The organism is Rhodococcus aerolatus (assembly GCF_054783215.1).
This window is the reverse complement of sequence record NZ_BAAGQZ010000036.1, coordinates 84,015-108,623: the sequence shown is the minus strand read 5'-3', so window position 1 is coordinate 108,623 and position 24,609 is coordinate 84,015. Positions and strand designations below refer to the sequence as shown.

Annotated in this window: 26 protein-coding genes; 18 read left to right on the top strand and 8 right to left on the bottom strand. The window is 70.6% G+C overall.

Annotated elements, in window-relative coordinates:
• Nucleotides 1-465 precede the first annotated feature (465 nt).
• The 11 genes from ACYVOF_RS13930 (at nt 466) to ACYVOF_RS13880 (ending at nt 11,386) form a co-directional block, all read left to right on the top strand.
• Entirely contained in the window at nt 466-1,131 is a 666-nt protein-coding gene (locus ACYVOF_RS13930) for a GntR family transcriptional regulator (protein WP_460867422.1), read from the top strand.
• A gap of 89 nt (nt 1,132-1,220) precedes the next feature.
• The gene (locus ACYVOF_RS13925; RefSeq protein ID WP_460867420.1) at nt 1,221-2,099 is read left to right on the top strand and encodes an FAD binding domain-containing protein; all 879 of its coding nucleotides are present in this window, start codon (nt 1,221-1,223) and stop codon (nt 2,097-2,099) included.
• Nucleotide 2,100: 1 nt separating this feature from the next.
• The gene (locus tag ACYVOF_RS13920; RefSeq protein ID WP_460867418.1) at nt 2,101-2,655 is read left to right on the top strand and encodes a (2Fe-2S)-binding protein; all 555 of its coding nucleotides are present in this window, start codon (nt 2,101-2,103) and stop codon (nt 2,653-2,655) included.
• A complete protein-coding gene (locus ACYVOF_RS13915) occupies nt 2,652-5,132 on the top strand; it encodes a xanthine dehydrogenase family protein molybdopterin-binding subunit (RefSeq protein ID WP_460867417.1) in 2,481 nt (826 codons plus the stop codon). The genes ACYVOF_RS13920 and ACYVOF_RS13915 overlap by 4 nt, the downstream gene beginning before the upstream one ends.
• Nucleotides 5,129-6,037, top strand: coding sequence for a cyclase family protein (locus ACYVOF_RS13910; protein WP_460867415.1), 909 nt, complete (start codon nt 5,129-5,131; stop codon nt 6,035-6,037). Before ACYVOF_RS13915 ends, ACYVOF_RS13910 begins: the two co-directional genes overlap by 4 nt.
• Complete coding sequence (locus ACYVOF_RS13905; RefSeq protein ID WP_460867413.1) at nt 6,038-7,045, top strand: NAD-dependent epimerase/dehydratase family protein; 1,008 nt, start codon at nt 6,038-6,040, stop codon at nt 7,043-7,045.
• A 22-nt stretch (nt 7,046-7,067) separates the two neighbouring features.
• Nucleotides 7,068-7,916: a fumarylacetoacetate hydrolase family protein gene (locus ACYVOF_RS13900; protein ID WP_460867411.1), complete on the top strand. Its 849-nt coding sequence runs from the start codon at nt 7,068-7,070 to the stop codon at nt 7,914-7,916.
• Between the two features lie 37 nt (nt 7,917-7,953).
• Nucleotides 7,954-8,247, top strand: a complete 294-nt coding sequence (locus tag ACYVOF_RS13895) for a putative quinol monooxygenase (protein WP_460867409.1) — start codon at nt 7,954-7,956, stop codon at nt 8,245-8,247.
• 51 nt (nt 8,248-8,298) lie between these two features.
• Nucleotides 8,299-9,693: an NAD-dependent succinate-semialdehyde dehydrogenase gene (locus tag ACYVOF_RS13890; protein WP_460867408.1), complete on the top strand. Its 1,395-nt coding sequence runs from the start codon at nt 8,299-8,301 to the stop codon at nt 9,691-9,693.
• 73 nt (nt 9,694-9,766) lie between these two features.
• Complete coding sequence (locus tag ACYVOF_RS13885) at nt 9,767-10,843, top strand: 2,3-butanediol dehydrogenase (RefSeq protein ID WP_460867406.1); 1,077 nt, start codon at nt 9,767-9,769, stop codon at nt 10,841-10,843.
• A 327-nt stretch (nt 10,844-11,170) separates the two neighbouring features.
• Nucleotides 11,171-11,386 (top strand): TetR/AcrR family transcriptional regulator C-terminal ligand-binding domain-containing protein, encoded by a 216-nt coding sequence (locus ACYVOF_RS13880; RefSeq protein WP_460867403.1) that lies wholly within the window; start codon nt 11,171-11,173, stop codon nt 11,384-11,386.
• A gap of 100 nt (nt 11,387-11,486) precedes the next feature.
• Here the strand turns inward: ACYVOF_RS13880 and budC are convergent, their stop codons facing one another.
• Both budC and ACYVOF_RS13870 read right to left on the bottom strand, forming a co-directional pair.
• A complete protein-coding gene (gene budC / locus ACYVOF_RS13875; RefSeq protein ID WP_460867402.1) occupies nt 11,487-12,260 on the bottom strand; it encodes a meso-2,3-butanediol dehydrogenase in 774 nt (257 codons plus the stop codon).
• The gene (locus tag ACYVOF_RS13870) at nt 12,257-12,922 is read right to left on the bottom strand and encodes a GntR family transcriptional regulator (RefSeq protein ID WP_460867400.1); all 666 of its coding nucleotides are present in this window, start codon (nt 12,920-12,922) and stop codon (nt 12,257-12,259) included. The genes budC and ACYVOF_RS13870 overlap by 4 nt, the downstream gene beginning before the upstream one ends.
• Before the next feature lie 85 nt (nt 12,923-13,007).
• Here ACYVOF_RS13870 and ACYVOF_RS13865 point away from each other — a divergent pair, with 85 nt between their 5' ends.
• Nucleotides 13,008-13,718 carry an SDR family oxidoreductase gene (locus ACYVOF_RS13865; protein ID WP_460867398.1) on the top strand — a complete coding sequence of 237 codons (711 nt, stop codon included), beginning with the start codon at nt 13,008-13,010 and terminating at the stop codon, nt 13,716-13,718.
• Between the two features lie 11 nt (nt 13,719-13,729).
• The gene (locus ACYVOF_RS13860) at nt 13,730-14,269 is read left to right on the top strand and encodes a tetratricopeptide repeat protein (protein ID WP_460867397.1); all 540 of its coding nucleotides are present in this window, start codon (nt 13,730-13,732) and stop codon (nt 14,267-14,269) included.
• 12 nt (nt 14,270-14,281) lie between these two features.
• On the opposite strand, the gene ACYVOF_RS13855 is transcribed toward ACYVOF_RS13860, so the two are convergent.
• From ACYVOF_RS13855 to ACYVOF_RS13845, 3 genes are all read right to left on the bottom strand, one after another.
• Entirely contained in the window at nt 14,282-14,635 is a 354-nt protein-coding gene (locus tag ACYVOF_RS13855) for a DUF1636 family protein (protein ID WP_460867395.1), read from the bottom strand.
• Between the two features lie 31 nt (nt 14,636-14,666).
• Nucleotides 14,667-15,977: a metal-dependent hydrolase family protein gene (locus ACYVOF_RS13850; RefSeq protein ID WP_460867393.1), complete on the bottom strand. Its 1,311-nt coding sequence runs from the start codon at nt 15,975-15,977 to the stop codon at nt 14,667-14,669.
• Between the two features lie 65 nt (nt 15,978-16,042).
• Nucleotides 16,043-17,701, bottom strand: coding sequence for a bifunctional fumarylacetoacetate hydrolase/alpha/beta hydrolase family protein (locus ACYVOF_RS13845; RefSeq protein WP_460867390.1), 1,659 nt, complete (start codon nt 17,699-17,701; stop codon nt 16,043-16,045).
• A 189-nt stretch (nt 17,702-17,890) separates the two neighbouring features.
• Between ACYVOF_RS13845 and ACYVOF_RS13840 the strand changes: the two genes are divergently transcribed.
• Nucleotides 17,891-18,556, top strand: coding sequence for a FadR/GntR family transcriptional regulator (locus ACYVOF_RS13840; RefSeq protein ID WP_460867388.1), 666 nt, complete (start codon nt 17,891-17,893; stop codon nt 18,554-18,556).
• Nucleotides 18,557-18,970: 414 nt separating this feature from the next.
• Here the strand turns inward: ACYVOF_RS13840 and ACYVOF_RS13835 are convergent, their stop codons facing one another.
• From ACYVOF_RS13835 to ACYVOF_RS13825, 3 genes are all read right to left on the bottom strand, one after another.
• Nucleotides 18,971-19,183 carry a hypothetical protein gene (locus tag ACYVOF_RS13835; RefSeq protein ID WP_460867386.1) on the bottom strand — a complete coding sequence of 71 codons (213 nt, stop codon included), beginning with the start codon at nt 19,181-19,183 and terminating at the stop codon, nt 18,971-18,973.
• Between the two features lie 97 nt (nt 19,184-19,280).
• A complete protein-coding gene (locus ACYVOF_RS13830; RefSeq protein WP_460867384.1) occupies nt 19,281-19,526 on the bottom strand; it encodes a hypothetical protein in 246 nt (81 codons plus the stop codon).
• Nucleotides 19,527-19,908: 382 nt separating this feature from the next.
• Nucleotides 19,909-20,892, bottom strand: coding sequence for an SDR family oxidoreductase (locus ACYVOF_RS13825; protein ID WP_460867382.1), 984 nt, complete (start codon nt 20,890-20,892; stop codon nt 19,909-19,911).
• Between the two features lie 188 nt (nt 20,893-21,080).
• On the opposite strand from ACYVOF_RS13825, the gene ACYVOF_RS13820 reads away from it, so the two are divergent.
• From ACYVOF_RS13820 to ACYVOF_RS13805, 4 genes are read left to right on the top strand one after another with little or no spacing between them, the layout of a single operon-like run.
• The gene (locus ACYVOF_RS13820; protein WP_460867380.1) at nt 21,081-21,920 is read left to right on the top strand and encodes an SDR family NAD(P)-dependent oxidoreductase; all 840 of its coding nucleotides are present in this window, start codon (nt 21,081-21,083) and stop codon (nt 21,918-21,920) included.
• Nucleotides 21,907-22,854 (top strand): alpha/beta fold hydrolase, encoded by a 948-nt coding sequence (locus ACYVOF_RS13815; RefSeq protein ID WP_460867378.1) that lies wholly within the window; start codon nt 21,907-21,909, stop codon nt 22,852-22,854. Before ACYVOF_RS13820 ends, ACYVOF_RS13815 begins: the two co-directional genes overlap by 14 nt.
• A 50-nt stretch (nt 22,855-22,904) precedes the next feature.
• Nucleotides 22,905-23,594 (top strand): TetR/AcrR family transcriptional regulator, encoded by a 690-nt coding sequence (locus tag ACYVOF_RS13810; RefSeq protein ID WP_460867376.1) that lies wholly within the window; start codon nt 22,905-22,907, stop codon nt 23,592-23,594.
• 54 nt (nt 23,595-23,648) lie between these two features.
• Complete coding sequence (locus ACYVOF_RS13805; RefSeq protein WP_460867374.1) at nt 23,649-24,605, top strand: fumarylacetoacetate hydrolase family protein; 957 nt, start codon at nt 23,649-23,651, stop codon at nt 24,603-24,605.
• Nucleotides 24,606-24,609 lie beyond the last annotated feature (4 nt).

Genomic DNA, 24,609 nt, shown 5'->3' with positions numbered 1-24,609 from the left:
ACCACCTAGAATCAGCACCCAGGATCACGCGGAACACCGACTCACACACCACCTCCCTGGACGCGACCGCATCGTGCGCCGGTGTCGCTGTCGCGACGAAGCTAGAACGGCGTGCCGGCATGCTTTCGGCGACGGTGTTGGACCCCTAGTGATCGGCCCGCCGGTCGCGTCGCGCCGTGTCCTTTCGAAGCGTCCGTGGTCCGGAGTCACAGGCTGCACCGCGCCGACGCGGTATGCGCGGAGATGTCGGCAGTCGACTCACGGTCGAGCCTGAACGTAGAGCCGACCCTCCGAGCTTCCCCCAGACGGAGGTATCGGTCACCGCCGCGCATCAGGTTCTAACGGCCGCCGTGCGCGAGGTGATCAGCTCGGCCCGTCGCGCCCACATCGGCCGCCGCGGCTAGCCGTGCGGGGCTCGAAAACGAGACCGTTGACACACTCTCGATTATCGAGAATCCTAGGGACATGACGTCGTCGTCGGACGCCCTGTCGCGAGGCAGCCTTCGTGAGCAGGTCCGTGAGCTGGTACTCAAGCGCATCTTGGACGGGGTCTATGCGCCCGGTGATCGAGTCGTTGAGTACCGGCTCACGAAGGAGCTAGGCATCAGCCAGGCGCCGGTCCGGGAAGCGTTGCGCGAGCTCGAGGCCATGCGCTTCGTCGAGAGCGAGCCCAACCGTGGCGTCAGAGTTCGGTTCATGTCCCCGGCCGAGATCGGCGAGATGTATCCGGTCCGCGCGACGCTCGAGGAGCTTGCTGGCCGTACAGCAGCGCCGGTGATCACTGAGGAAACGCTGGCCGCCCTCGACGTCGAGGTTTCGCAGATGCGAGCGGCCGCTGAGCGCGGCGACACCCACGAACAGCTCCGCCACGACGCCCGCTTCCACGAGCTGATCGTCCAGGCGGCCGGCAACAGCTTGCTGTTCGACCTCTGGCGTTCTCTGCACGTCGAAACCCGAACTCTTGTCACTCTCGCCCGCATCGAGCACGACCTCCCGGCGATAGCCGACACCCACATCCCGATCCTCAGCGCTTTGCGCCACGGCGATCCAGAGCTGGTCGGCAAGGAGATGCGGAACCACATCGAGTACTTCGGTGCGCTCGTCATGCGCACGCCACCGGCTTCGAGCTGACCACCGGCTCGACCCACCCTCAGCACTACCGGTTTTGACCCACCGTCAGCACCACCGCCCCGGCACCGACGCCGAGGAAGGACACAACCGTGAAGCCCTCAGCATTCGAGTACCACGCACCGACCGCCATCGACGAGGCCATCAGCCTCCTCGCCGAGCACGGCCCAGAGGCCCGCGTCCTCGCCGGAGGCCAGAGCTTGGTGCGTCTGATGAACGCACGCAGCGAGACCCCGTCGGTCATCATCGACATCAATCGGATTCCCGACAGCGATCAGGTGACCGTGGACGGCACCACGATCTGTTTCGGGCCGCTGGTCAGACAACGCGCCTCGGAGACCTCCCCGGTAATCTTGCAGCACGCACCGGTGTTCTCCGAGGCGGGCGCTGAGGTCGCCCACGTCTCGGTTCGTGAGCGCGGCACCGTCGTTGGCAGCCTGGCCTACGCGGACCCGTGCGCCGAGCTGCCGACCGCGTTCCTGGTCCTCGACGGGGAGGTCACCGCCCGAAGCGCCCGCGGCGACCGCGTGATCGCCGCACGTGACTTCTTTCACGGCCCTTACGCCACCGCCGTGGCGGACGACGAGATCCTGACCGAAGCCCGCATCACGGCCCTCCCCACCGGTCGCACCGGGTCGGCGTTCATCGAGATCACCCGGCGCCATGGCGAACTGCCCGTGTGTGGGGTCGCCACCGTCGTCAGGCTGGATGACGACGGGCTGATCGCCGAGGCCCGTATCTCGGTCGGTGGCGTCGGGCAACGACCGACGCGAGCGTCGGCCGCCGAGTCGGAGTTGATCGGTCAGCGAGCGGACGACGAGTCCTTCCGAGCCGCAGGCGACGCGGCTGCCGCCGAGATCGAGCCGCGCCCAACGGTCCACGGTTCCACGGCCTACCGCCAACACCTCACCACCGTCGTCACCCGACGGTCGCTCGCCCGCGCTGCCGCCCGCGCCGCAGAAGGAGCCTGACATGACCGACAAAGTCCGCCTCACCGTCACCGTCAACGGCGACGAGCACGACCTGCTGGTCGAGCCACGCAAGCTGGCTCTCGACCTGATTCGCGACGATCTACACCTGACCGGGACCCACGCCGGCTGCGAGCAAGGCGTGTGTGGTGCCTGCACCGTTCTCGTCGACGGCCAGGTCACCCGCGCCTGCATGATGTTCGCCGTTCAGCTCGACGGCTGCTCGATCGAGACCGTGGAGTCGATGGGCTCGCCCGACGGGACGCTGCACCCCATCCAGCAGGCCTTCACCGACCACCACGGCCTCCAGTGCGGCTTCTGCACCCCAGGAATGCTGATGGCCACCCAGGCCTTTCTGCGTGAGAATCCCGAGCCCGACGCCGACGCCGCCCGCGCCGCCATCTCCGGGAACCACTGCCGCTGCACCGGCTACCAGAACATCGTGGCGTCGGTCTGCGCGGCCGGGCGCACCCTGTCCGGCCAGGTCCCACCCGAGCCCGACTCACAGGCCACGAACGTCCAGGACGTCGACGCCGACGAGCAGGGAGTCCCGGCATGACTGACATCCAGACCAACCCCGACACCGACGTGAAGGTCGTCGGCGGTCACGACGGGTTCAAGTGGATCGGCAAGTCGGTCGCCCGCAAGGAGGACCCGGCGCTGGTCACGGGCCGGGCCACCTACGTCGGCGACGTCGACCTGCCCGGCATGCTTCACGCGGCCGTCCTCGGCAGCCCCCACAGCCACGCCCGGATCGTCTCCATCGACACCTCCCGAGCGAAGGCGCTGCCTGGTGTCGCCGCCGTCCTGACCGGTCGCGAGGCGACCGAGCTGATCGGCCCGATGACGGCGTTCTGCGCCGAGCCAGTCCAGCAGGACGCGATCGCGGTCGACAAGGTGCGCTACTGGGGCGAGCCGGTGGCGGTGGTGGCCGCCAGCGACCGCTACGTCGCCGAGGACGCGCTCGCGCTCATCGACATCGAGTGGGAGCTGTTGCCGCCCTTGGTCGACATGGTCGCGGCGATGGACGACGGTGCCGCGAAGGTGCACGACACCCTCGACAGCAACGTCGTGTTCCACTCCGACCGCAGCTACGGCGACGTCGAGGCGGACTTCGCGCGCGCCGACCGTGTGATCCGGACCAAGGCCCGCTGGCACCGCATGGGCGCACAACCCATCGAGACAGCCGGCGCCGTCTGCTCCTGGGACCCGTTCTCCCAGGCCATGACCATCTGGTCCAACTCGAACTTCTACAACTTCCTGCCGTGGTCGTTCGCGGCCATGCTGAAGATCCCCACCAGCCGCATGCGGATCATCCCGTGCGCCGTGGGAGGCAGCTTCGGCAGCAAGCACCTGACGAACAAGGTGCTGGCCATCGCCGGTGCGCTTTCCAAGGCCACCGGCAAGCCGGTCCGCTACCTGGAGGACCGGCTGGAGAACATCTCCGCCAACGACAACGTCGGCTGCGACCGGATCTACGAGGCCGAGCTCGCCGTCACCGACGCGGGGGAGATGCTCAGCCTGCGGCTGCACTGCATCGACGACTACGGCGCCTACTTCCAGTTCGGTCCAGGTCAGCACGGCTGCGCGATGGCGCAACCAGTTGGTCCATACCGCATTGCCAGCCTGCAGTACGAGGTGTCGGCGGTGCTCACAAACAAGGTGCAGCAGGGGTTCTTCCGCGGCGCCGGCGCCGACCACGGAAACTTCATACTCGAGCGCGTCGTCGACGCCGCCGCCGACGAACTCGGCATCGACCGCGCCGAGATCCGCCGGCGAAACTTCATCCAGCCTGAGCAGTTCCCGTACAAGATCCCGTCGGGCAACATCTACGACAGCGGCAACTACGAAGGCGTCCTCGACCGCGCGCTGGCCCTGGCCGATGTCGACTACTGGCGCGCCGAGCAGGAGCGCGCCCGGGCCGAGGGCCGCTACATCGGCATCGGCCTCGCGACCTGCCAGGAACGCACCGCCTACAACGCGACTGAGTGGTGGTTCCTCTACGACACCCCGCCGCTGCCCGCCACCTCGACCCCCGAGACCGTCAAGGTCGACGTCGACGCCTTCGGCGGGATCCGCGTCGAACTAGGCTGCCCCGTCTGGGGCAACAGCCCCCAGACCGTGGTCTCGCAGGTCATCGCCGAGGAGTTCGGCGTCGACCCGGCCGACATCAGCGTCGAGCACAACGACTCCACCTCGGGAGCTATTTCCGCCGGACCGGGCGGGAGCCGTCTCACCGTCATGCTGTCCGGCGCAGCACGAGGCGCGTCGAAGGCCATCTTGCAGAAGATGGCCCGCATCGCCGCCCACGCGATGGAGGCCGATCCGGATGACATCGAGCTCGTCGACGGATCGTTTCAGGTCAAGGGTGTGCCGACCGAAGGGTTGTCGATGGCTGACGTGGCCATGAAGGCGCACCTGTTCGTGCAGACCGGCCCAGAGGGCGAGTCCAGCGGTCTCGTGAGCACCTACACCTATGACCACCCGCTCGCCTCCATGCCGAGCGAGGACCGCAAGGACACCGGCGCCTTTTACCCGATCGTCTCTCACGGTTGCCACATCCCCATCGTCGAGGTGGACCCGGAGACCGGCATCGTCCGACTGCTGAAGTACTACGCGGTCAACGACTGCGGGACCGTGATGAACCCCAAGTTGGTGGAGGGCCAGGTCGTCGGTGGCGTGGTGCAGGGCATCGGGGCCGCGTTCATGGAGGAGTACCGCTACGACGACCAGGGCGGGCTGCTCAGCGGCTCGTTCCGGGAGTACCTCATGCCCAGCGTGTTCGAGGTCCCCGAGATCGTCGTCGAGCACCAGGAGACGCCCTCGCCGGTCACCGAGTACGGCGTCAAGGGCGCGGGCGAGGGCGGACGGTTGATCGCGCCGACCGCGATCGCCGCCGCGGTCGACGACGCACTGAAGCCGTTCGGGGTGTGGATCGACGAGCTGCCGATGACCCCCGAGCGCGTGATCGAGGTGCTCCGGCTCGCGCGAACGGACAACAAGCGGACGGACAACACGTCGGAGGGACAGTCATGACCAACACCGAGACCACCCGCCCAGCCGGAGTCGGTCCCGCCGGCTCCCTGCCGCCCGAGCAGCGCGTGCGCGCAGCCGCGATGGTGAAGACCGGCCAGGCGTACTCGCTGGCCGCGTCCCGCTTCCCCGGCATGCCGCTGTTCCCCGGCCACCCGCCGTTCCAGGTGCTCACCTACCGCACACCCCAGGGCCTGCGGTCCGCCGGGCAGAACTTGTGGGAGCCGACCCCGAACGAGGTCGAGCTGGGCTGCATGACCGAGGTCGTCAGCTCGAGCACGCACAGCGGAGCGCACATCGACGCACTGGCGCACATGACGGTCGGTCACGACGCGCACTGGTTCGGCGGCTGCACCGCCGGCGAGCACCTGACCGACTTCGGTCCCACGGTGGGCGACGCCGCCGCACTGCCGTCGTTCTTCACGCGCGGCGTGCTCATCGACGCCGCACGCCACTTCGGCGTCGACTGTCTGCCCGCCGGCCACCCAGTCACCGCCGACGACGTCCTGGCCGCAGCGGACGAGCAGGGCGTCACCATCGGGCAGTGGGACGTCGTGCTGGTGCGGACGGGGTACATGGGCCTGTGGCCCGACGCGGAACGGATGGCCGAGCACAAGACCCCCGGCCCGGACCTGTCCGCTGCGGACCTGTTCGCCGACCGCGGGGTGATCGCCGTCGGCAGCGACACCGAGACGTTCGAGGTGCAACCCGCCCCTGACCCGGGATCGCCGTCGAACCCGCAACCCGTCCACGTGCGGCTGCTGATCGAGAACGGCATCTACATCATGGAGAGCCTGAACCTCGAGGAGCTCGCCGCGGCGGGCGTCTACGAGTTCCTGTTCGTAGGGTTGCCGCTGAAGATCGCCGGCGCAACCGGGTCCATGCTGGATCCGCTGGCGGTGGTGTGAGTGACCACCACGTTGATCACGGGCGGCACCGGACTCATCGGCGCTACAGTGGCCGACCGCCTGTTGGCCCGCGGTGACGGTGTCGTGCTACTCGACATCCTCCCTTCACCTAGTAGAGAAGCGGCACTGCGCAGGAAATTCCCCGAAGGGCAACTGCACGTCGCCCGAGGTGACGTCACCGCGCTCGCGTCTCTGCTCGACCTGGCCGAAGCCCAGGACGTCGATGCGGTCATCCACCTGGCGTCGATGCTCGGACCGGACAGCGACGCCGATCCCGGACTCGCCGCCAGCATCAACTGCGCCGGGACGACGAACGTGCTCGACCTCGCACGGTTACGGGGGCTGCAGCGAGTCGTCATCGCCAGCTCGATCGCGGTCTACGGCGACGACTCGCGCTACACCGCAGAGGACTTCCCCCTTCGGGAGGACTCCCCGCAGTGGGGCGCTCCCGGAATGAGGATGTACTCCGCCGCCAAGATCTACGGCGAGCAGCTTGCCCAGCACTACCGCGACCGCTTCGGCGTCTCCGTGGCGGCGCTGCGCCCCAGCGTCGTGCACGGGCTCGGGCGCCGCAACGGCGCCACCGCGGTGGTCACCAAGATCATCGAGGACGCCGCGCTCGGTGAGCCGGTGACTGCCGGTCTCGGCGACGCGAGGATGAGCCTCATCTACGTCGAGGAAGTCGCGGACCAGTTCCTTGCCCTGCTCGACGCCGATCCGGACGTCCTGAAGCAGCACACGTTCTTCAACACGGGCGGGTTTGCCTGCACCGTGCGCGAGCTCGCCTCGGTGGTCACCGACATGGTGCCCGAGGCCCGGATCACCGTCGAGTCGTCGACTCAACGCGACGTCGGAGGTCTCGCGAGCGAGGTCAGCGGGGAGCTGATCGCCGACGTCCTCGGCTACAAGCCCCGATACCCGACGCTGGCCGACGGAGTTCGCCACCAGATGGACCTAGCAGTTGGCGCCGCTCGGCCGTCGCCAGCGGGTGCTACGGGCGCAAACTGACGGCAGTTGGGAGCTGACGACCGTGAAGTACCTGACCTATTCCGACGCCGGACTGGCCCGCGTGGGGTTCCTCGACGGCGAGGACGTCGTGGACGTCGGCTTCGACGGCGACATGGTGGCGTTCATCGAGGCCGAGGCCCCGCACCCGGCAGAACGTCGAGTCGGCTCGATCGACGGAATCACCCTGCTCGCGCCCCTACGGCCGCGGACCATCCGTGACTTCCTGGCCTTCGAGGGTCACCTGAAGAACGCCTTTGCCGGCCTGGGCAGGGAGATTCCCGACGAGTGGTACGAGGTCCCCGCCTACTACAAGGGCCTGCCAGACACCGTCATCGGACCCGGCGCCGAGATCCCGTGGCCGAACTACACCACCAAGCTCGATCACGAGCTCGAACTCGCAGCCATCATCGGGCGGTCCGGCAAGGACATCGCCCCAGGGGACGCTCTGTCTCACGTCTTCGGCTACACGTTGTGGAACGACATGTCCGCCCGCGACACCCAGACCAGAGAGCTTCCCGTCGGCATGGGCCCGTGCAAGGCCAAGGACTGGGACGGGTCCAACGTCTTAGGCCCCTACCTGGTCACCGCCGATGAGGTCGACCCCCACGACGTCGACCTCGAGGTCATCGTCAACGGCGAACGCTGGGGCGGTGACAACACCGGCGCGATGCACCACACCTTCGAGGCGATGATTGCCTACGCCTCGCAGGGTCTCACGCTGCGCGCCGGCGAGCTGCTCGGTTCCGGCACCGCCACCGGTGGCTCGGGGCTCGAGCTCGACCGCTGGCTGCAACCCGGTGACCGCATCGAGATGCACGCCTCCGGGATCGGCACCCTCCGCAACACCGTCGGCACCCGTACGACCTGTTGACCACCACCCGAATCACCCACGAACGAGGAGTCAAAGCATGGCATTCGTCGTCGCCGCCATTTGGAAGGCCAAGCCCGGGGAGGCCGACCGGGTCGAGAAGACGATCCGCGAGATGACGCCGCTGTCTCGAGAGGAGCCGGCCAATCTCTACTACCAGGCCCAGGTCTCACCCGAGGACCCCGAGACGTTCTTCCTCTACGAGCAGTACACCGACGAGGCCGGCTACGAAGCCCACAAGGCTTCGCCGTACTTCCAGGAGAAGGTCTTCGGCTACATCATCCAGCACCTCGCGGAACGGTCGGTCAAGACCTACACGACCATCGACGTCTGAGCTCTTGAGCCGACGTTCCAGTGGAGTTCCAGCATGGGGAGGCGTTGCGTCGTGAGCGCTGATGCAGTCACCACGGTCACCACCATCAACCCCGCGACCGGTGAGCCGATCGCGACCTACGACGCGATGAGCGGCAGGGACATCGCCGCGGTCGTCGACCGGGTGGTCGACGCCCAGGCGGCGTGGGCGGACACACCGATCGAGAAGCGGGCGCAGGTCCTGCGGGACGTGGCCGCGACGTTGCGCGAGCAGAGTCACGAGTTGGCCGCACTCGCGACCACTGAGATGGGCAAACCCATCGCCGAGTCGCGGGCTGAGGTCGAGAAGTGCGCCTGGGTGTGCGAGTACTACGCGGACCAGTCTCCGAGGGTTCTGGCCGACCGTGAGGTCGAAGCGTCCGGCTCGCGCAGCTGGGTGAGCTACGAATCGCTCGGTGTAGTGCTGGCGATCATGCCGTGGAACTTCCCCTTCTGGCAGGTCTTCCGGTTCGCGGCGCCCGCGCTCATGGCGGGCAACGCGAGCGTGCTCAAGCACTCACCCAACGTCACCGGCACCGCATTGGCGATCGAGTCCGTGCTGACGGACGCAGGCTTGCCGGCCGATGTGTTCCGCGCGCTGGTCGTCGTCGAGCCCGATGTGCCGGGCGCGGTCGAGCGGCTCATCGCTGACGATCGCGTCGCGGCGGTCACCCTGACCGGCAGCAACCGCGCGGGAGAACAGGTTGCGGCCGCGGCCGGTCGGGCGACGAAGAAGACGGTGCTGGAGCTGGGTGGGTCGGACCCGTTCGTCGTCCTCGCCGACGCTGACCTCGACGACGTCGTCCCGAAGGCCGTGGCCGGGAGGTTCCTCAACTCCGGTCAGTCGTGCCTGTGCGCGAAGCGGTTCATCGTCCACGAGTCGTTGGTCGACGAGTTCGGCCGACGGTTCGCCGAGCAGGTCGAGGCGCTCGAGGTCGGTGACCCGCAGCAGCCGACCAGCAAGATCGGCCCGCTCGCCCGCGCCGACCTCGCCGACAATCTGTTGCGGCAGGTCGGTGAGTCGGTCGCGGCGGGAGCCACAGTGCTCACTGGCGGTCGACGGTTGGACCGCGGTCCGGCGTGGTTCGCTCCGACCGTGCTGGCCGACGTCACCACCGACATGCCGGTGATGAGCGAGGAGACGTTCGGACCGGTCGCGGCGGTCATCGGGTTCGACACCGACGACCAAGCGGCGGTGCTGGCGAACGACACCCCGTACGGTCTCGGCGCCAGCGTGTGGTCGGCTGACACTGAGCGGGCCCTGGTAGTCGGGCGGCGCATCCGGTCCGGGGCGTTGTTCATCAACGCCAACACCGCATCCGACCCGCGGTTGCCGTTCGGCGGCGTCAAGAAATCCGGGTACGGCCGTGAACTCGGCGACGCCGGCGCCACCGAGTTCACCAACATGCGCACAGTACTGCTGGGCTGACAGAGCAGCGCAGAACGCCTGTGAGAGCGGACGGTCACGTGAGGACAAGCCGAACACAACCAAGAGGAGACAGATGAAGGCCGCGCGGTGGCATGCGAAGGGCGACGTCAGGATCGAAGACGTTCCAGAGCCGGAGATCCGGGCCGGTGCGGTCAAGATCGACGTCGCGTGGTGCGGAATTTGCGGGACCGACGTTCACGAATTTCTGGAGGGCCCTCTCTACATCCCTCGCCCCGGTCATCCGCATCCCCTCAGCGGCTTGGAACCACCAGTGATCTTGGGACACGAGTTCGCCGGAACAGTCTCAGCAGTGGGGGACGGGGTCGACGACCTGTCGATAGGTGACCGGGTCGCCGTCGAACCTCTCACGGTGTGTAACGAGTGCCCACCCTGCAAAGCAGGAAACTACAACACTTGTCACAAGCTGGGGATCCTCGGTCTTGGCGGCGGTGGCGGTGGTCTCAGCGAGCGCGTGGTCGTGGACCGGCGTTGGGTTCACCCCGTCGGGGACATGCCGCTGGATCAGGCGGCGATGATCGAGCCCCTTGCAGTCGCACGTCGCGCGGTTGTCCGAAGCGACTGCAGCTCCGGCGACGTCGCGGTGGTGGGAGGAGCGGGACCAGTCGGTCTGCTCGTAGCCGCCGTCCTTCGCGGCATCGGCTGCAAGACCGCTCTGCTCGAAGTCAGCGCGGAACGAAGGGCAGTAGCCGAACGATCCGGCGTCGCGGACTGGGTGCTGGATCCCACGGCTGTCGACGTCGTGGCCGAGGTCATGCGTCTCACCGGAGGCCGAGGCGCCGACACCGCCTTCGAGTGCGCGGGCGTCGACGCCGTTCTCGACACGTGCCTCTCCGTCGTCAAGCCGGGAGCCGTCGTCGTCAACGTGGCCATCTGGGGTCACCGCCCTCCCCTCGACATGGAGCTCATGGTCAACAAAGAGATTGATCTCAGAGGGATTCTGGCGTACCGCAATGACCACCCCGCAACGATCGACCTCGTACGCAGCGGCGCCATCGACCTCACTCCGTTCATCACGAGCAAGATCGAACTAGACGATCTGGTTGCCCGTGGGATCAAGAGGTTGATCGACGACGCCGGTTCCGCTGTGAAGGTTCTTGTCCGTCCCGGAGCTGGATCCGAGACCCCCTGACGTCGAGCGCAAACCGGAGCGGTCCGGCGAGTCGCCACACGCGTTTGGTCACAAGGTGGATATCTGCGCGGGACGCACTCACCGTTGCGGTGTTCAGCCACGCGAGCCGCTCAACGCCGGTGTCGATCTGGCCGCCGTCCCCGCCGTCCGCTTCGGTCATCCGGGCGGTGGGGCCAAGCGTGGCCCGATTCGACCCTGACCAAGTGGCGGTACGTCCAATCCTGGGTGTCGCCTGAGGCTCGGAGTGGCGAGAGACGGCCAGGCAGCGGACGCGGGCCACGCCCCTCAGGCGTGGCCCCGTTACCTCGAGCCAGCTTTCGTCGACAGGTGCGACAGTTCGCGCTGGACGATTTCGACGGCGCCCCGAGCCAGGAAAACGGCGCCCTCGCCGTCGCGGTGATCGGGCGCGCCAGGCGCCGCGGTGAAGTCCCCTCCGCCCTCGACGCCGCCGGCACATTCGGTCTCCTCATCGCCCCGCTGCACTACAGGACGCTGCTGACCCGCCGATCTACCGCCAAACCATCACCAGCACTAGGATCCTGAACGCGTACCTCGATGGGTTTGAGACGCCGGGATTCAACCCTGACAACGGGGATGATCTCCTGCGGCTCTGGGGGATCATGCTGTGGCTCTGCGCGAGCCCTCAGGTGTGCGGCTGGCCGGTCGAGGCGCTGGTACCGCCGTCGACGGCGAGGACGGCGCCGGTGATGTAGTGGGCGGCGTCGCTGGCGAGGAACAGGACGGCGGGGGCGATGTCGTCGGGCTCGCCGGGGCGTCCGAGGGCGATGCGGTTGAGGAACGGTGCGAGCGACTCGTCGTCGCGGCCCATGCCCTCGGTGAGCTCGGTGAGGGTGAAGGCGGGGGCGACGGAGTTGACCCGGACTCCGCGTGCGCCCCAGTCGAGGGCCAGCGAGCGGACGAAGTTGGTGACGGCGGCCTTGGTGGCGTTGTAGGCGGCCTGTCCCCAGTCGCCTCGATCCCCGGACACCGAGGACACGGCGACGAGGTTGCCTCCGCTGCTGGCGAGGTGGGGCAGCGTGGCCTTGGCGAGGTGGAAGAACCCGTCGACGTTGGTGGTTCGCAGCGCCTCCCAGGCCTCGTCGTCGACGTCGGTGATCTCCCCGGCGACGTGGCCGCCGGCGTTGCTGATGACGACGTCGATCCGGCCGAAGCGCTCGAGGACGTCGGCGACGAGGGCGCGGACCTCGCCGCCGTCGGAGACGTCGGCGGCGAGTGCGGCGGTGCGCTCGGCCGGGTAGGGCGCGAGGGTCTGCTCGAGCCGCTCGCGGCGGCGTCCGGTGATCGCGACGGTGGCGCCGGCGTCGAGGAAGGCGGTGGTGATGGCAGCACCGATGCCGGTGCCGCCTCCGGTGACGAGGACGACGGTGTCGGTGAAGTCGTGGGTGGTGTTCTTCACGGGAGCTCCTGGGGGTCGGTGGGGGATCGGGTGGGGCGGGGGTCGAGGCGCAGGCCGTAGTCCGCGGCGTGCGCGGCGAGGAGCGTTGCCGCGGCGTCGGCGTCGCCGGCGTGGAGGGCGTCGAGGATGGGGGAGTGCTCCTCCGCCGCGCCGGCGAGGTCGATGTCGGCGCGGGCCAGGCTGACCGGGGTCAGGACCTCGATGCCGAGGGCCTGCCAGGCCTGTCGGAGCGGATTGTTGTCGGCGGCGTCGATGATCTGCCGGTGGAAGTCCACGCTGTGCCGGGCGAGACCGGGCAGGTCGTCCTCGGCGGCGGCGATGCGCATGCCGCGCAGCGAGTTCCGCAGCCCGTCGGTGGCACCGGCGAGCCGCGGCGCGGCCAGGGCGCCGGCGAGCGACTCCAGTGCTGCGCGCACCGGGTAGCTGGCGTGCAGGGCCCGGTCGTCGAGGTCACGGACCCGCGTCCCCCGGCGAGGTTCGGTGACGACGAGGCCGAGGGCGGCGAGCTCACGGAGGGCCTCGCGGACCGGGCCCTGGCTCACGCCGAGGGTGTGTGCGAGCGGGAGCTCGCGCACCCGGTCTCCGGGTCGCAGCTCCCCGGAGGCGAGCTGCTCGACGACGTGGGCGCGGACCTGCTCGGACAGGGATTGCCTGGGTTGCACGGGACCTCCTGTCATCGAGGTCGGGGAACAACCTGCGTCCCGGTAAGTTATCAATAATCGATAGCAACCAGCGTAGGGAGTCAGGATGAACGTGTCAGGGCAGAAGATCGTGGTCGTGGGAGGGACGTCGGGCATGGGCCGGGCGGTCGCCGAGGCGGCGGTCGCGGACGGCGCCGAGGTGGTCGTGGTCGGCCGGGACGCCGCGAGGGCCGGCGCGGTGGCGGCGGAGCTGGGCGCGACGGGGGTCGCGTGCGACCTCACCGACCCGGCGTCGATCGACGCTCTGGCGGAGCAGGTCGGGCCGTTGGACCACCTCGTGCTCAGCGCCGCGACGCTGTCCTACGGCCCGTTCCTGGAGATGGACGTCGACGAGGCCCGTGCGGTGCTGGACGGCAAGTTCTGGGGGTACTACCTGGCGGTGCGGGCGCTGGCCCCGCAGCTCTCGGAGCAGGGGAGCATCACACTGTTCTCCGGGGTCGCTGCAGTGCGCCCCGACTCCGGGACCACCATCGTGACCGCGGTCAACGCGGCGATCGAGGGGCTCGCACGGTCGCTGGCCATCGAGCTCGCGCCCCGACGGGTCAACGCGGTCAGCCCTGGGGTGGTGCAGACCCCGAGCTGGGCGCACCTCTCGGAGTCCGAGCGGCAGGACACGTTCGACCAGCTCGCCGACTCCCTGCCGGTCGGTCGGGTCGGGCAGCCTGCCGACGTCGCCCACGCCGTGCTGGAGCTCGCGAGCAACGGCTACACCACGGGTGAGGTCCGCACCGTCGACGGTGGCGCGCGACTCGTCTGAGGAGGACGGCAGTGGCACGGACAGACCCGGACGACCTGGGGGAGTTGATTCGCAGGGGGCGCGCGCACCGGGGGGCCGGCGATCTCGACGCAGCGGTCGCGGTGTTCACCGCGGCGCACCACGCACACCCGGCGCAGCCCCGGCCGCTGGTCGAGCGCGGAGCGATCCTGATCCTGCAGGGCGGCTATGACGCGGCGCGGGCCGACTATGACTCGGCCGCACAGCTCGATCCGGGCTATCCCGGGCTGGCGTCCTACGTGGCCGAGCTGGACCTCTACACCGGGCGTGCGCAGCAGGCATTGGAGCTGAGCACCACTGCAACAGTCGCAGAGCCGGACAACCTGATGCACCCGATCAACGTCGCCCACGCCCACCTGCTGCTCGGGCACCGCGATGAGGCGCTGGCCGGGTACCGGGCCGTGGCCCACCGGGTGCACCAGGGCAAGGGGCTGAGCGGGGCCGAGGTCGCCGCGCACGACCTGCACCTGCTCACCAGGGCCGGCGTCGATGTCCCTGGGCTTGCGGAGGTGCGGGCGCTGCTGCGCGGCTGAGGGTGGCTGGGTTCAGGGGTCGTCGCTGTGCCGCTTGCGGGTGACGGCGGTGATCCTGGCGGCCAGGTTCTCCGGCAGTGCCAGCTCGTCGGGGTCGCCGTGCACCGCGTCGGCGTGGGCGAGTGTCGCGGCCACGAGGGCAGGCGCGTCCTCGGCGGTGAGGCCGGAGAAGCGGATGCGGGTCTTGCCCACCGCGTCCAGGGTCACGCTGCCTGGCGTGGGGCAACCCGCTACGCACGCGACCTGGCGCAGCGGCAGCGCCCGGTCACCGGTGGACGCCCCGGCCAACGCCGGGAGCAGCGTCGCGGCGAACGCCCCGGAGTCGGGACGGTCGCGGGGGCAGGTGCGGCAGACCATCAAGGTCATGCTGGTACCTGCCCCCGCGGGGTCCGCTCGATCAGGGGTCGAGGCCCGTGCCGGCGCCGACGAGGTCGGTGTCGAGGCGGTGCTCGTCGCGGACGTCCGGGGTCGGGTCGCTGGGCTCCTTGTGGAACGCGCCGCCCTTCATGATCGCGGTGATCCTGCCGGCGTCCTGCAGGACGGTGATGTCCTCCAGCGGGTCGCCGTCGACGAGGATCAGGTCGGCGTAGAAGCCGGGCTTGACCTGGCCGAGGTCGTCGGGCATCCGCATGATCTGCCCACCCAGGGCGGTCGCGGTGAGCAGCGCCTCCTTGGTCGTGTAGCCGAGGAGCTCCACGAAGTGCTGCAGATCCCGGGCGTAGGTGCCGTGCGGGGTCCAGGCGAAGCCGTAGTCGCCGCCGGGCAGCACCCGGATGCCACGCTTCTTCATCTCCTTGAGACCCCAGATCGCGGCCTCGAGCTCCTTCTTGTAGCCGGCAGCCTCCGCCGCCTCGGGCGGGTAGCCGAAGCTCGCGGCGTCGTTGAGGGTGGCGATGAGCCAGTTGATGCCGGGGGCGACGAAGACCTCGTCCTTCTTGGCCTCCAGCATGTCCAGGCCCTCCTCGTCGATGAACGAGGCGTGGTAGATGATGTCGACCCCGTTGCGCAGGCTCATCTTGACGCTCTCCCCGGAGCGGGCGTGGGTGCAGACCCGCAGGCCGCGGCGGTGGGCTTCGGTGGTGACGGCGAGGACCTCCTCGTCGGAGAAGTAGTTGTCCTCGGCGTGCTGGTTGCCGGTGATCTCCTCCCCGGACATGGACAGCTTGACCAGGTCCGCGCCCTGGGACACGTTGAAGCGCACCTGCTTGCGCATCTCCTCGGGTCCGTCGGCGAAGGCGGTGATGCCGTCGATGAGCGCACCACCGGTGACGGCGATCTCCTGGCAGTTGGCCAGGTAGCGGGGGCCGGGGATCTGCCCCTCGTTGATGGCGTTGCGGATGACGACGTCGAGGCGGGGCTTGGCCGAGGCCGCACCGACGCACATGGTGTAGCCGGAGTCGATGTAGGTCTTGGCCGAGGCGGCGGAGAGCAGGGTGTGCTCCTCGACGCCCATCGTGCCGAGCCCGGGCAGGTCGGCGGAGTTGATCCAGGAGAAGTGGGTGTGGGCGTCGCACAGCCCGGACATGAGGAACTGCCCGCCGCCGTCGACGACACGGACGCCCTCCTGGGGCAGGTCGCCGCGGCCCTGGCGGACCTCGACGATGCGCTCGCCCTCGACGAGGACCTCGCCGTCGAACGGGTCGGAACCGGTCGAGTCGAAGACGCGGACGTTGGTGAACAGGATCTTGCTGGGGGTGGGCGACGACATCGTCACCGCTCCTTCCGGTCTGGGGTGGGAGAGAGGGGAGTGCGCAGGTCTGGGTTCGAGCAGGTTCAGGGCTTGAGCAGGAAGTCCACGAGGCGGTGGGTGACCGCGGCCGGGTCCTCCACGGAGTGCCAGTGCCCCACGCCCGGCAGCACGTGCAGCTGGGCACTCGGGAAGACGCCGAACAGCTCGTCGTTCACTCCGACCGGGCTGACCCGGTCCTGCTCGCCGGTCAGCAGCATCACTGGCACGGTGATGGACGCAAGGTCCGCCTCGGTAGCGGCGGCGAGGGCCTCGCAGGCGCCGGCGTAGCCCTCGGGGTCCTGGCCGAGGAGGAGCTCGCGGACGAGGGCCACTGACAGGGGTCGTCCCTCGCGGGTCTCCTGCGACAGGGCCGCCCCGACGATGGTGTCGGCCACGGCGGCCATGCCCCCAGCCCGGACGGTGGCCGCCCGCGACCGGGTCGCGGCCTTGGCCGTGTCTGGCTGCGGGCGGACCGCGCCGAGCAACACCAGCTTGCTGACCCGCTCGGGGTGCGTCGCGGCGAGGTGGGTGGCGACCAGGGTGCCCATGGAGTGGGCTACGAGCTCCACGGAGTCGAGCCCCTCGGCGTCGAGCAGCGCGAGCAGCTCGTCGACCCACCCGGCGATGCTGGGAGCACCGGCCTGAGGTGAGCGGCCGTGGCCGGACAGGTCGTAGCGCAGGACGGTGCGGTGCTCGGCGAGGGCGTCGACCTGCGGCTGGTAGACGTCGGTGGTCCCACCGAGGCCGTGCACGAGCACCACCGCGGGGCCATCGCCGGTGCGTTCCACGAACAGCTCTCGGCCAGCCACGCGACGAAGGCCGGGCCCGGCGGGTCGTAGCCCGATGGTGTTGCGCAGCTCGCCCAGCCCGGGTGCGGAGACGACGACCTGGTCGCCCTCGACGAGGTACTTGGGCGGGTCGAAGCCGATGCCGACGCCGACCGGGGTGCCGGTGGCGATGACGTCACCCGGCTCGAGGGTGATGCCTGCGGACAGCGTGGAGATGATGGTGGCGACGTCGAAGATGAGGTGGGCGGTGCTCGTGTCCTGGCGCAGCTCGCCGTTGACGTGGGTCTGCAGCTGCAGGTCGGTGATGTCGACGTCGTCGGCGCTGACCGCCCAGGGTCCGATCGGGCAGAACGTGTCGAGGCTCTTGCCGATGAACCACTGCTTGTGGTCCTTCTGCAGGTCCCGCGCGGTGACGTCGTTGACCAGGGTGTAGCCCCAGACGTGGTCCATCGCGTCCGCGGCGGAGACCTTGCTGGCGCGGCGGGCGATGATCACGCCGATCTCGCCCTCGTAGTCCAGGGCCGAGGTGATGTCGGTGTGGGGGTCCACGCGGTCCCCGGAGGCGACGATCGATGCGGCGGGCTTGGTGAAGACCACGGGGTGGCTCGGCAGGTGGTCGTCCGCGGTGGACCCGGAGTCGAAGCCCGACTTGGCGAACTCCGCGGCATGCTCGGAGTAGTTGCGGCCGACGCAGAACACGTTGCGGTCCGGCACCACGGGCGCGAGCAACCGCCCCGACGCGGCGGGCTCGTCAGCGACCAGCCGCTCGGCTGCGCCGGGGCCGCCTGCGATGACCTCCTGCAGGCGGGTGACTGGGGTGCCGGTGTCGGAGAAGCGCAGCGGGTGCGCCCCACCGTCGTCGTCGACCCGGCACAGCACCGGGCCGCTCGGGGACTGGATGCGCGCATACCGCACAGGGAACCTCCGTGTGAACCAAATAGGACCAATGACCGACCGGCCTTGATTGGTCCACCGTAGGTCGCGTTGCGTGTGACCGTCAACACTCAGAAACAGCAGTGCAAAACCGCCGGGCTGGTTCACCGGGTGCTGGTTGCGCTACGTTTTGGTCCGGATTGGTCCAGGCACGCAGGTGAGGAGCAGGAGATGACGGCACCCGTGGGCCCGCTGGCCACCGCGCTCCGCGTCCTCGACGACCTCATCCGGGCCGACGGCGTGTCTCCGGGCGACAAGCTCCCGACCGAGCGCGAGCTCGCCGCGCGAGCCGGGGTGAGTCGCGCCGTGGTCCGGTCTGCACTCGACCAGCTGGCGGACCGCGGCACCGTTGTCCGCCACGTCGGGCGCGGCACCTTCCTGGCCCCGGCCGAGAGCGCCCCAGCCCAGACGGGCCCCAGCCCCGCCGAGATCATGACTGCGCGCCTCGTCCTGGAGCCACAGCTGATGCCGCTCGCCGTCGCCGCCGCGACCGGGGACGACCTCGAGGAGATGCACCGCTGTCTCGAGGGCGGCCGTGCCGCCACCACCTCGGCGGACTTCGAGCGCTGGGACACCGCGCTGCACCACAGCTTCGCCGTCGCGACTCACAACGCGCTCCTCGTCACCGTCAGCGAGCTGCTCACCAGCACGCGTCGCGGCCCGGTGTGGGGCGGCCTCAAGCAGCGCACCTTCACCCCCGAACGGCACCGGTGCTACTGCGGCGAGCACGACGCCATCGTCGCCGGTCTCGCCGACCGCGACGCGGACGCCGCACAGCAGGCCATGCGCACCCACCTGCGCACCGTGCGCGCCACGCTGCTCGGCGAGCACGGCTGACAGCAACGACGCGTAGGACGTCGTGGCACGACGCGTCTCGGGCCCGACACACCTTCGGGCGCGGCCGCATCCCTCGTCACTGACCCATCGCCACAGCAGTTCTCGTACTCCCCGCCTGCGCGAGGCGCCGCTGCCCGAGTTCGCCCGCCCGCCGTCGCCGTGCGGCGGTCGGTGCGAGTCGGGCACGTCTAGGCGGCGTTCTGGGCGACGTCGCGACTGGTTCGTGTCAGGGCCCTGACGAAAGCGGGCGCGAAAGCGCGCGGGCCGAGCCCCGCCGTGAGCCCCAGCCGCGGATCACCGACCTCCCCGCCCTCCTCGACGGGGCCGGACCGGGCACGACGTAGGTGGTCGAGGTGCCCGACAAGGCGCCCGCACCCGTGCAGCGCGCGGTGTACCGCACCGCTCAGGAAGGACTCACCAACGCCCGCAAGCACGCCCCCCGGCGCCCCGGTCGAGGTCACCGTCCACCAGCGCGGCGGGGCCGTCGAGGTGGTCGTGCACAACGGGCCGGCGCACGAGCCGGGTCTCGCGCTCCCCGGAGGCGGGCTCGGCCTCCTCGGGCTGCGCGAGCGCGCGGAAGGGCTGGGCGGCACGCTCGAGGCCGGGCCGGTGGAGCACGGCGGCCACCGGCTCCAGGTGTCCCTGCCGGTGCGGCCCGGCGGCTGAGCAGTGCGGGCGCCTCGAGCGCGGCGACCAGTCCTCGACCGGTCCGGGGCAGTCGTCGTCAGGTCGGGCTGACGAGCCGGAGCAGCGCGTTGACGGCGTACGCCACCAACCCGGCCGCGACCACGAGCCGCACGAACCCGCCGACCCGGACCCGTCGGGGTGCCCGCCGTCGGCGCACCGCGTGGATCCCGGACACGACCAGGACCAGTGCGAGCGGCAGCAGGACCACGACACCGACCACCGCGCTCGCGGTGTCGTCCACTGACGCGGCGAGCGGGAGCGGGCCGTGCCTCGCGGTCGTCACGACGGTGAGGCTGCCACGCACCTGGGTCGACGGTGGCTCGCGCCGCTGTCGACGCGCGGTCGCCGGCAGATCGGGCGAGGTGATGCTGCAGCGCGCCCACCACGACGAGATTCCACCCCCAGCAGGCGCCTCGAGGAGCTCGTGGTGAACCAGCGTGTGATGGCGGTGTGGTCACAGGATGCGCGGCACCACCGGGACCCCGTGCCGGATCGCCGGGCAGTTCAGGTCGTTGACCAGCACGAACAGGAACCGTCAGGAGTCGTCGCACTCGCTGGACCCGTCTCGTCATGAGAAGGTCGTCGGTTCGATTCCGACAGGCGGCTCCGAACGACGCGAGCCCGAGCGGTGACCCCACGAGCTGGCCTTCACGGCGCGGGTCGGCTCAGGACCCGCGGACCCCGCGTCGGGCGGCCTCGCGCTCGGCGAACTGCCGGTAGGTGGTGGCGGGCCTGCCGAGCAGCGCGGGCAGCACCGTCATGTCCCCCGCGGGCAGCCCGTGCTGGTCGTAGTACGTCATCATGGCCACGTAGCAGTTCTTCGACTCCTGCGGCCAGCTGCGCACGCCCTTGGCGTTGGACGACTGGGCCAGGCCGCGGAGCCAGTGGAGGGGGGCGCGGACGCCCGTCGACCGCAGCGAGTGGACCAGCGCGACGGAGGCCGAGCCGAGACCGTGCACCGGGTCGCCCACCGCGGTGGGTGGGATCCGCAGGGCGGTCACCGGGTGCCCCAGGACCTCGGACCAGACCTGGGCCATCTCGTGGCGGGTGAGCTCCTGGGTGGAGAGCTCGTAGGTGCGCCCGGCGTGCGACTCGACGGGTGCGGTCAACACGGTCGCGGCGACCTCGCTGACGTCCTCGGCGTCGACGACCCCCATCACCGAGTCGGGCGAGGACGGGTAGGGGAGGACCCCGCCGCGGAGGAACTCCCAGAAGTCGAGGTAGTTCTGCATGAAGTGCGACGCCCGCAGGTTGGTCGTGGGGACGCCCGACGCGCGGAGGACCTCCTCGACGCGGCCCTTCTCCTGGTGGTGGAACATCGCGGTGATGTCGGGGTGGATCACCGAGTGGTAGACGACCTGCTCGACGCCGCTCTCCCGTGCCGCGTCCGCGAGGGTCCTGGCCAGCTCGACCTCGTGCACGACGCTGGTGGGCGTCGCGTGGAACACGCGTTGCACGCCCCGGACGGCGGCGGTGAGGTCCGCGGCCGACCGGACGTCGCCCACCACGGTCTCGGTGGCGCCGTCCGCGCGTGCGGTGCCGGCCTGCGCTGCGTTCTTGACGAAGGCGCGGACGTCGACGTGGCGCTCGTGCAGCGCGCGGACGAGCGCGCGCCCGACCCCACCCCCTGCGCCGGTCACCAGGATCATCGGCTGGCTCCCCCCGGGGACCGACCACGAGACGCGCTCGTGTGGTCCCTCGTCGGTGCTCGGGCCCGGCGCGTCAGGTGCACGGGCGGCTCGAGGCAGGTCGGTCGGCCCGCCGGGCGTCACCGTACCCCGATTGACTCGCGGTCAACGAACTGCGAGCCTGCCTCCTGTGGACGAGCAGGGACGAGGTGGCCACCGTGCTGGGGCGTGAGCGCCGGGTGTTCCGGGCGCGGCGGGCCCTGGTGACGGGCGCGAGCTCGGGCATAGGGGGGGAGTTCGCGCGCGCTCTCGCCGCGCGGGGGACGGACCTCGTCCTGGTGGCGCGGCGCGAGGACCGGCTGCGGGACCTCGCCTCGGAGCTGACCGCGCAGCACGGGATCGACTGCGCCGTCGTGCCGTTCGACCTGACCACCGAGGACCCGGGGGAGGCGCTCCGCGCCCGGGTGGTGGGCGAGATCGACCTGCTCGTCAACAACGCGGGCTTCGCGACGCAGGGCGCGTTCCTCGGCACCGACCCCGCGGACCACCGGCGCGAGCTCGCCGTCGACGTCCTCGCGGTGGTCGACCTGGTCCGCGCCTTCCTCCCCGAGATGGCGGCCCGCGGGCACGGCGCGATCATCAACGTCTCCAGCACGACGGCGTTCCAGCCCGTGCCGTCCCTGGCGGTCTACGCGGCGTCGAAGGCGTTCGTGCTCAGCCTGAGCCAGTCCCTGTGGTTCGAGGCGCGGCGACACGGGGTCACCGTGCTCACCCTCGCCCCGGGCCCCACCCGCACCGAGTTCTTCGACGTCGTCGGCGACGGCGCGGCCGTGGTCGGCTCCTTCCAGACCCCGCAGCAGGTCGTCGGGACCGGGCTCCGCGCGCTGGACCGCCGGCGGCCCCCGCCGCACGTGGTCTCCGGGCGGCGCAACGCCGCGGCTGCGCACCTCGCCGCGCTGGTCCCCCGCCGCGTCCTGCTGCCCGTGCTCGACCGGGTGCTGCACCCGACCCCGACCGCCGACCGGGAGGTCGACCGTGCCCACCCCTGACCGCGCCCGGGTGGTGCCGGACTGGCGCGACGTGGCGTGGGAGGAGGTAGCGCGCGACGTCGACGTCGACGGCCGGCGGGTCCACCTCGTCGACCTCGACCGCGCCGGTGACGGGAGCGACGTGGTCGTGCTGCTGCACGGCGTCTCGGCCAGCTGGCGCTGGTTCCTGCCGGTCCTTCCCGATCTCGCCCTCACCCACCGGGCCGTCGCGGTCGACCTGCCCGGGTTCGGCGGCTCCCAGCTCCAGCTGCGCCGCAGCGGGTTCGACGGGCTGGCGCACGCCGTCGCGGACACCTGCTCGGCACTCGGCGTCGACCGCGCCGCGGTCGTCGGCCACTCCATGGGCTCCCTCGTCGCCACCCGCCTGGCCGTCGACCGGCCCGAGCTGGTCGACTCCCTGGTCATCACCGGCGGCCCGATCCTGTCCCTCACCGGTCTCGGACGGCACCCGCTGCGGACGGTCCGGGCGCAGCCGTGGGCGGTGGCCACGCTGCTGACCGAGCTGGCCACCATCGGGGTCCCCCTGCCGCAGCGGGTGACCCGCCTGGCGGCGTCCTCGCCCACCCTGCTCAGGCTGGCGCTGGGCCCGTTCCTCGCCCACCCCGAGCGCCTCGACCCCGACCTGATGGCGCACGTGATGTCCGCACTGGGGGCGCCGGGCTCGTTCCCGGCCCTGCTCTCGGCGCTGCGCGGCGACCCCAACACGGGCCTGGACCGGATCGCCTGCCCCACGAGGATCATCCGCGGCCCGGGGGACCCGTTGGCGCCGAGGTCCGACGTCGAGGCGTTCCTCGCCGCGGTGCCCACGGCGTCCGCGGTCGAGGTCCCGGGGACCGGCCACTGGCCCCACATCGAGGACCCCGAGACGTTCCTGGCCGAGCTCCGCGCGTTCCTGGCCGAGCCCGGCGAGCTCCCGGAGGAGACCGGCCGGTGACGCGGGGCCGACGCGTACCGTCGCCGCGTGAGGCTCGCGGGGTCCGACGCGTGACCGGGGGCAGCCCCCGGGCACGGGGCGCCACCTCCCGGGCGCAGCAGAAGGCGGCCACCCGTGACCGAATCCTCACCGCGGCGTCCGAGCTCTTCGCCGAGCAGGACTACGACGTCGTGACCGTGTCCGCCGTCGCCACCCGGGCCGGGGTCGCCCACGGCCTGGTGTTCCACCACTTCGGGAGCAAGGAGGCGCTCTACCGCGCCGTCCTCGACGCCGTCGTGGCGCAGATGGACGCGGCGTTCACCGCCCCCGCCGCCGACGACGCCCCGACCATCGTCCGCACCGCGCTGCGTACCCACCTGACCTACCTGCAGACCCACCGCGGCGTCGCGCTCCGCCTCGTCGTCGGGCGACGCCACGCCGACCCCACGGCGGCCGCCGTGTCCGACGGTGGTCGGGCACGGGCGCTTGCGGCGCTCGCGCAGGTGCTGGGCCTGGACGCGGCCGACCCCGTCGTGCAGTACGTCGGGACGACCGTGGTGGCCGCGTTCGACGAGGCCACCCGGTGGTGGCTCGTGGACCCGCGCCCCGTCCCGGTCGACGCCCTGGTCACGTCGCTGCTCGAGCTCGGCGCCGGCGCGCTCCGCGGGGCGCAGGCGCTCGACGGCTGCCCGGACGTCACCGGCGCCCTCGCCGTGATCGCCGCCGCCACGCGACCCGGCGAGGCGTCGACGATTCGTTGACCGTCAGTCAATGAATTGCTAGCCTCGGGTCCACCCCGAGGACGGAGCACCGCCATGGCCACCCACCTGAGCCGTTTCGCTGCGGACGGGGGTGCGCTGTGGGGGGTGGTGTCCGGGTCCGCGGTCACCGCCCTCGAGGGGCGTTACGCGACCACGGCCGAGCTGCTCGAGCACGGCAGGGACGACTGGACGGCCGCCGCGTCGCGGCCGCCGACCCACGAGCTGGGGACGCTGGAGGTGCTCTCACCGGTCACCACCCCGTGCCGCGTGCTGTGCCAGGGCGCGAACTACCGGCAGCACGCCATCGAGTCCGGGATGGACCCCGACCACCGCTCCTTCAACCTCTTCTTCGACAAGACCGACGCCTCCGTCACCGGCCCGAGCGCCCCGGTCACGCGCCCGGCGCACGTCCGTCTCCTCGACCACGAGATCGAGCTGGCCCTGGTGATCGGCAGGGCCGTCACCGGCCCGGTGACGGTCACCGAGGAGACGCTGCTCGACCACGTCGCGGCCGTCACCATCGCCAACGACCTGTCGGCGCGGGACGTGCAGCTGCCGCAGGGGCAGTACCTCAAGGGCAAGAGCTACCGGGGCTTCTGCCCGCTGGGCCCGGTGCTCGCCGTCCTGGACGGCTCCGACCGCGCGCGGCTCGACGACCTGGTGCTGCGGCTGGAGGTCAACGGCGAGCTGCGGCAGACCGACACGACGGCCAACCTCGTGCACCGCCCTGCCGAGTCGCTCACCGAGCTCAGCACGTTCAGCGACCTCGCCGTCGGCGACGTGCTGCTCACCGGCACCCCTCACGGCACCGCGGCCTCGTCCCCGCCCGCCCTCGTGCGCCGCCTCGCGACCGCACTGCTGCCGGAGCACGTGATGTGGCGGCTGTTCGTGCGACGCAACCTCTCCGGGCCCTTCCTGCGGCCCGGTGACCTCGTCACCGCATCCATCCGTTCCACCGACGGTGAGCTCGACCTCGGTGAGCAGCGCACGCCGATCGTCGCCCCGAGCTGACCCG

Coding starts and splice junctions, on each gene's coding strand:
- ACYVOF_RS13930 (WP_460867422.1), top strand. CDS start 466: ATGACGTCGTCGTCGGACGCCCTGTCGCGAGGCAGCCTTCGTGAGCAG.
- ACYVOF_RS13920 (WP_460867418.1), top strand. CDS start 2,101: ATGACCGACAAAGTCCGCCTCACCGTCACCGTCAACGGCGACGAGCAC.
- ACYVOF_RS13915 (WP_460867417.1), top strand. CDS start 2,652: ATGACTGACATCCAGACCAACCCCGACACCGACGTGAAGGTCGTCGGC.
- ACYVOF_RS13910 (WP_460867415.1), top strand. CDS start 5,129: ATGACCAACACCGAGACCACCCGCCCAGCCGGAGTCGGTCCCGCCGGC.
- ACYVOF_RS13895 (WP_460867409.1), top strand. CDS start 7,954: ATGGCATTCGTCGTCGCCGCCATTTGGAAGGCCAAGCCCGGGGAGGCC.
- ACYVOF_RS13885 (WP_460867406.1), top strand. CDS start 9,767: ATGAAGGCCGCGCGGTGGCATGCGAAGGGCGACGTCAGGATCGAAGAC.
- ACYVOF_RS13865 (WP_460867398.1), top strand. CDS start 13,008: ATGAACGTGTCAGGGCAGAAGATCGTGGTCGTGGGAGGGACGTCGGGC.
- ACYVOF_RS13855 (WP_460867395.1), bottom strand. CDS start 14,635: ATGACCTTGATGGTCTGCCGCACCTGCCCCCGCGACCGTCCCGACTCC.
- ACYVOF_RS13850 (WP_460867393.1), bottom strand. CDS start 15,977: ATGTCGTCGCCCACCCCCAGCAAGATCCTGTTCACCAACGTCCGCGTC.
- ACYVOF_RS13840 (WP_460867388.1), top strand. CDS start 17,891: ATGACGGCACCCGTGGGCCCGCTGGCCACCGCGCTCCGCGTCCTCGAC.
- ACYVOF_RS13825 (WP_460867382.1), bottom strand. CDS start 20,892: ATGATCCTGGTGACCGGCGCAGGGGGTGGGGTCGGGCGCGCGCTCGTC.
- ACYVOF_RS13805 (WP_460867374.1), top strand. CDS start 23,649: ATGGCCACCCACCTGAGCCGTTTCGCTGCGGACGGGGGTGCGCTGTGG.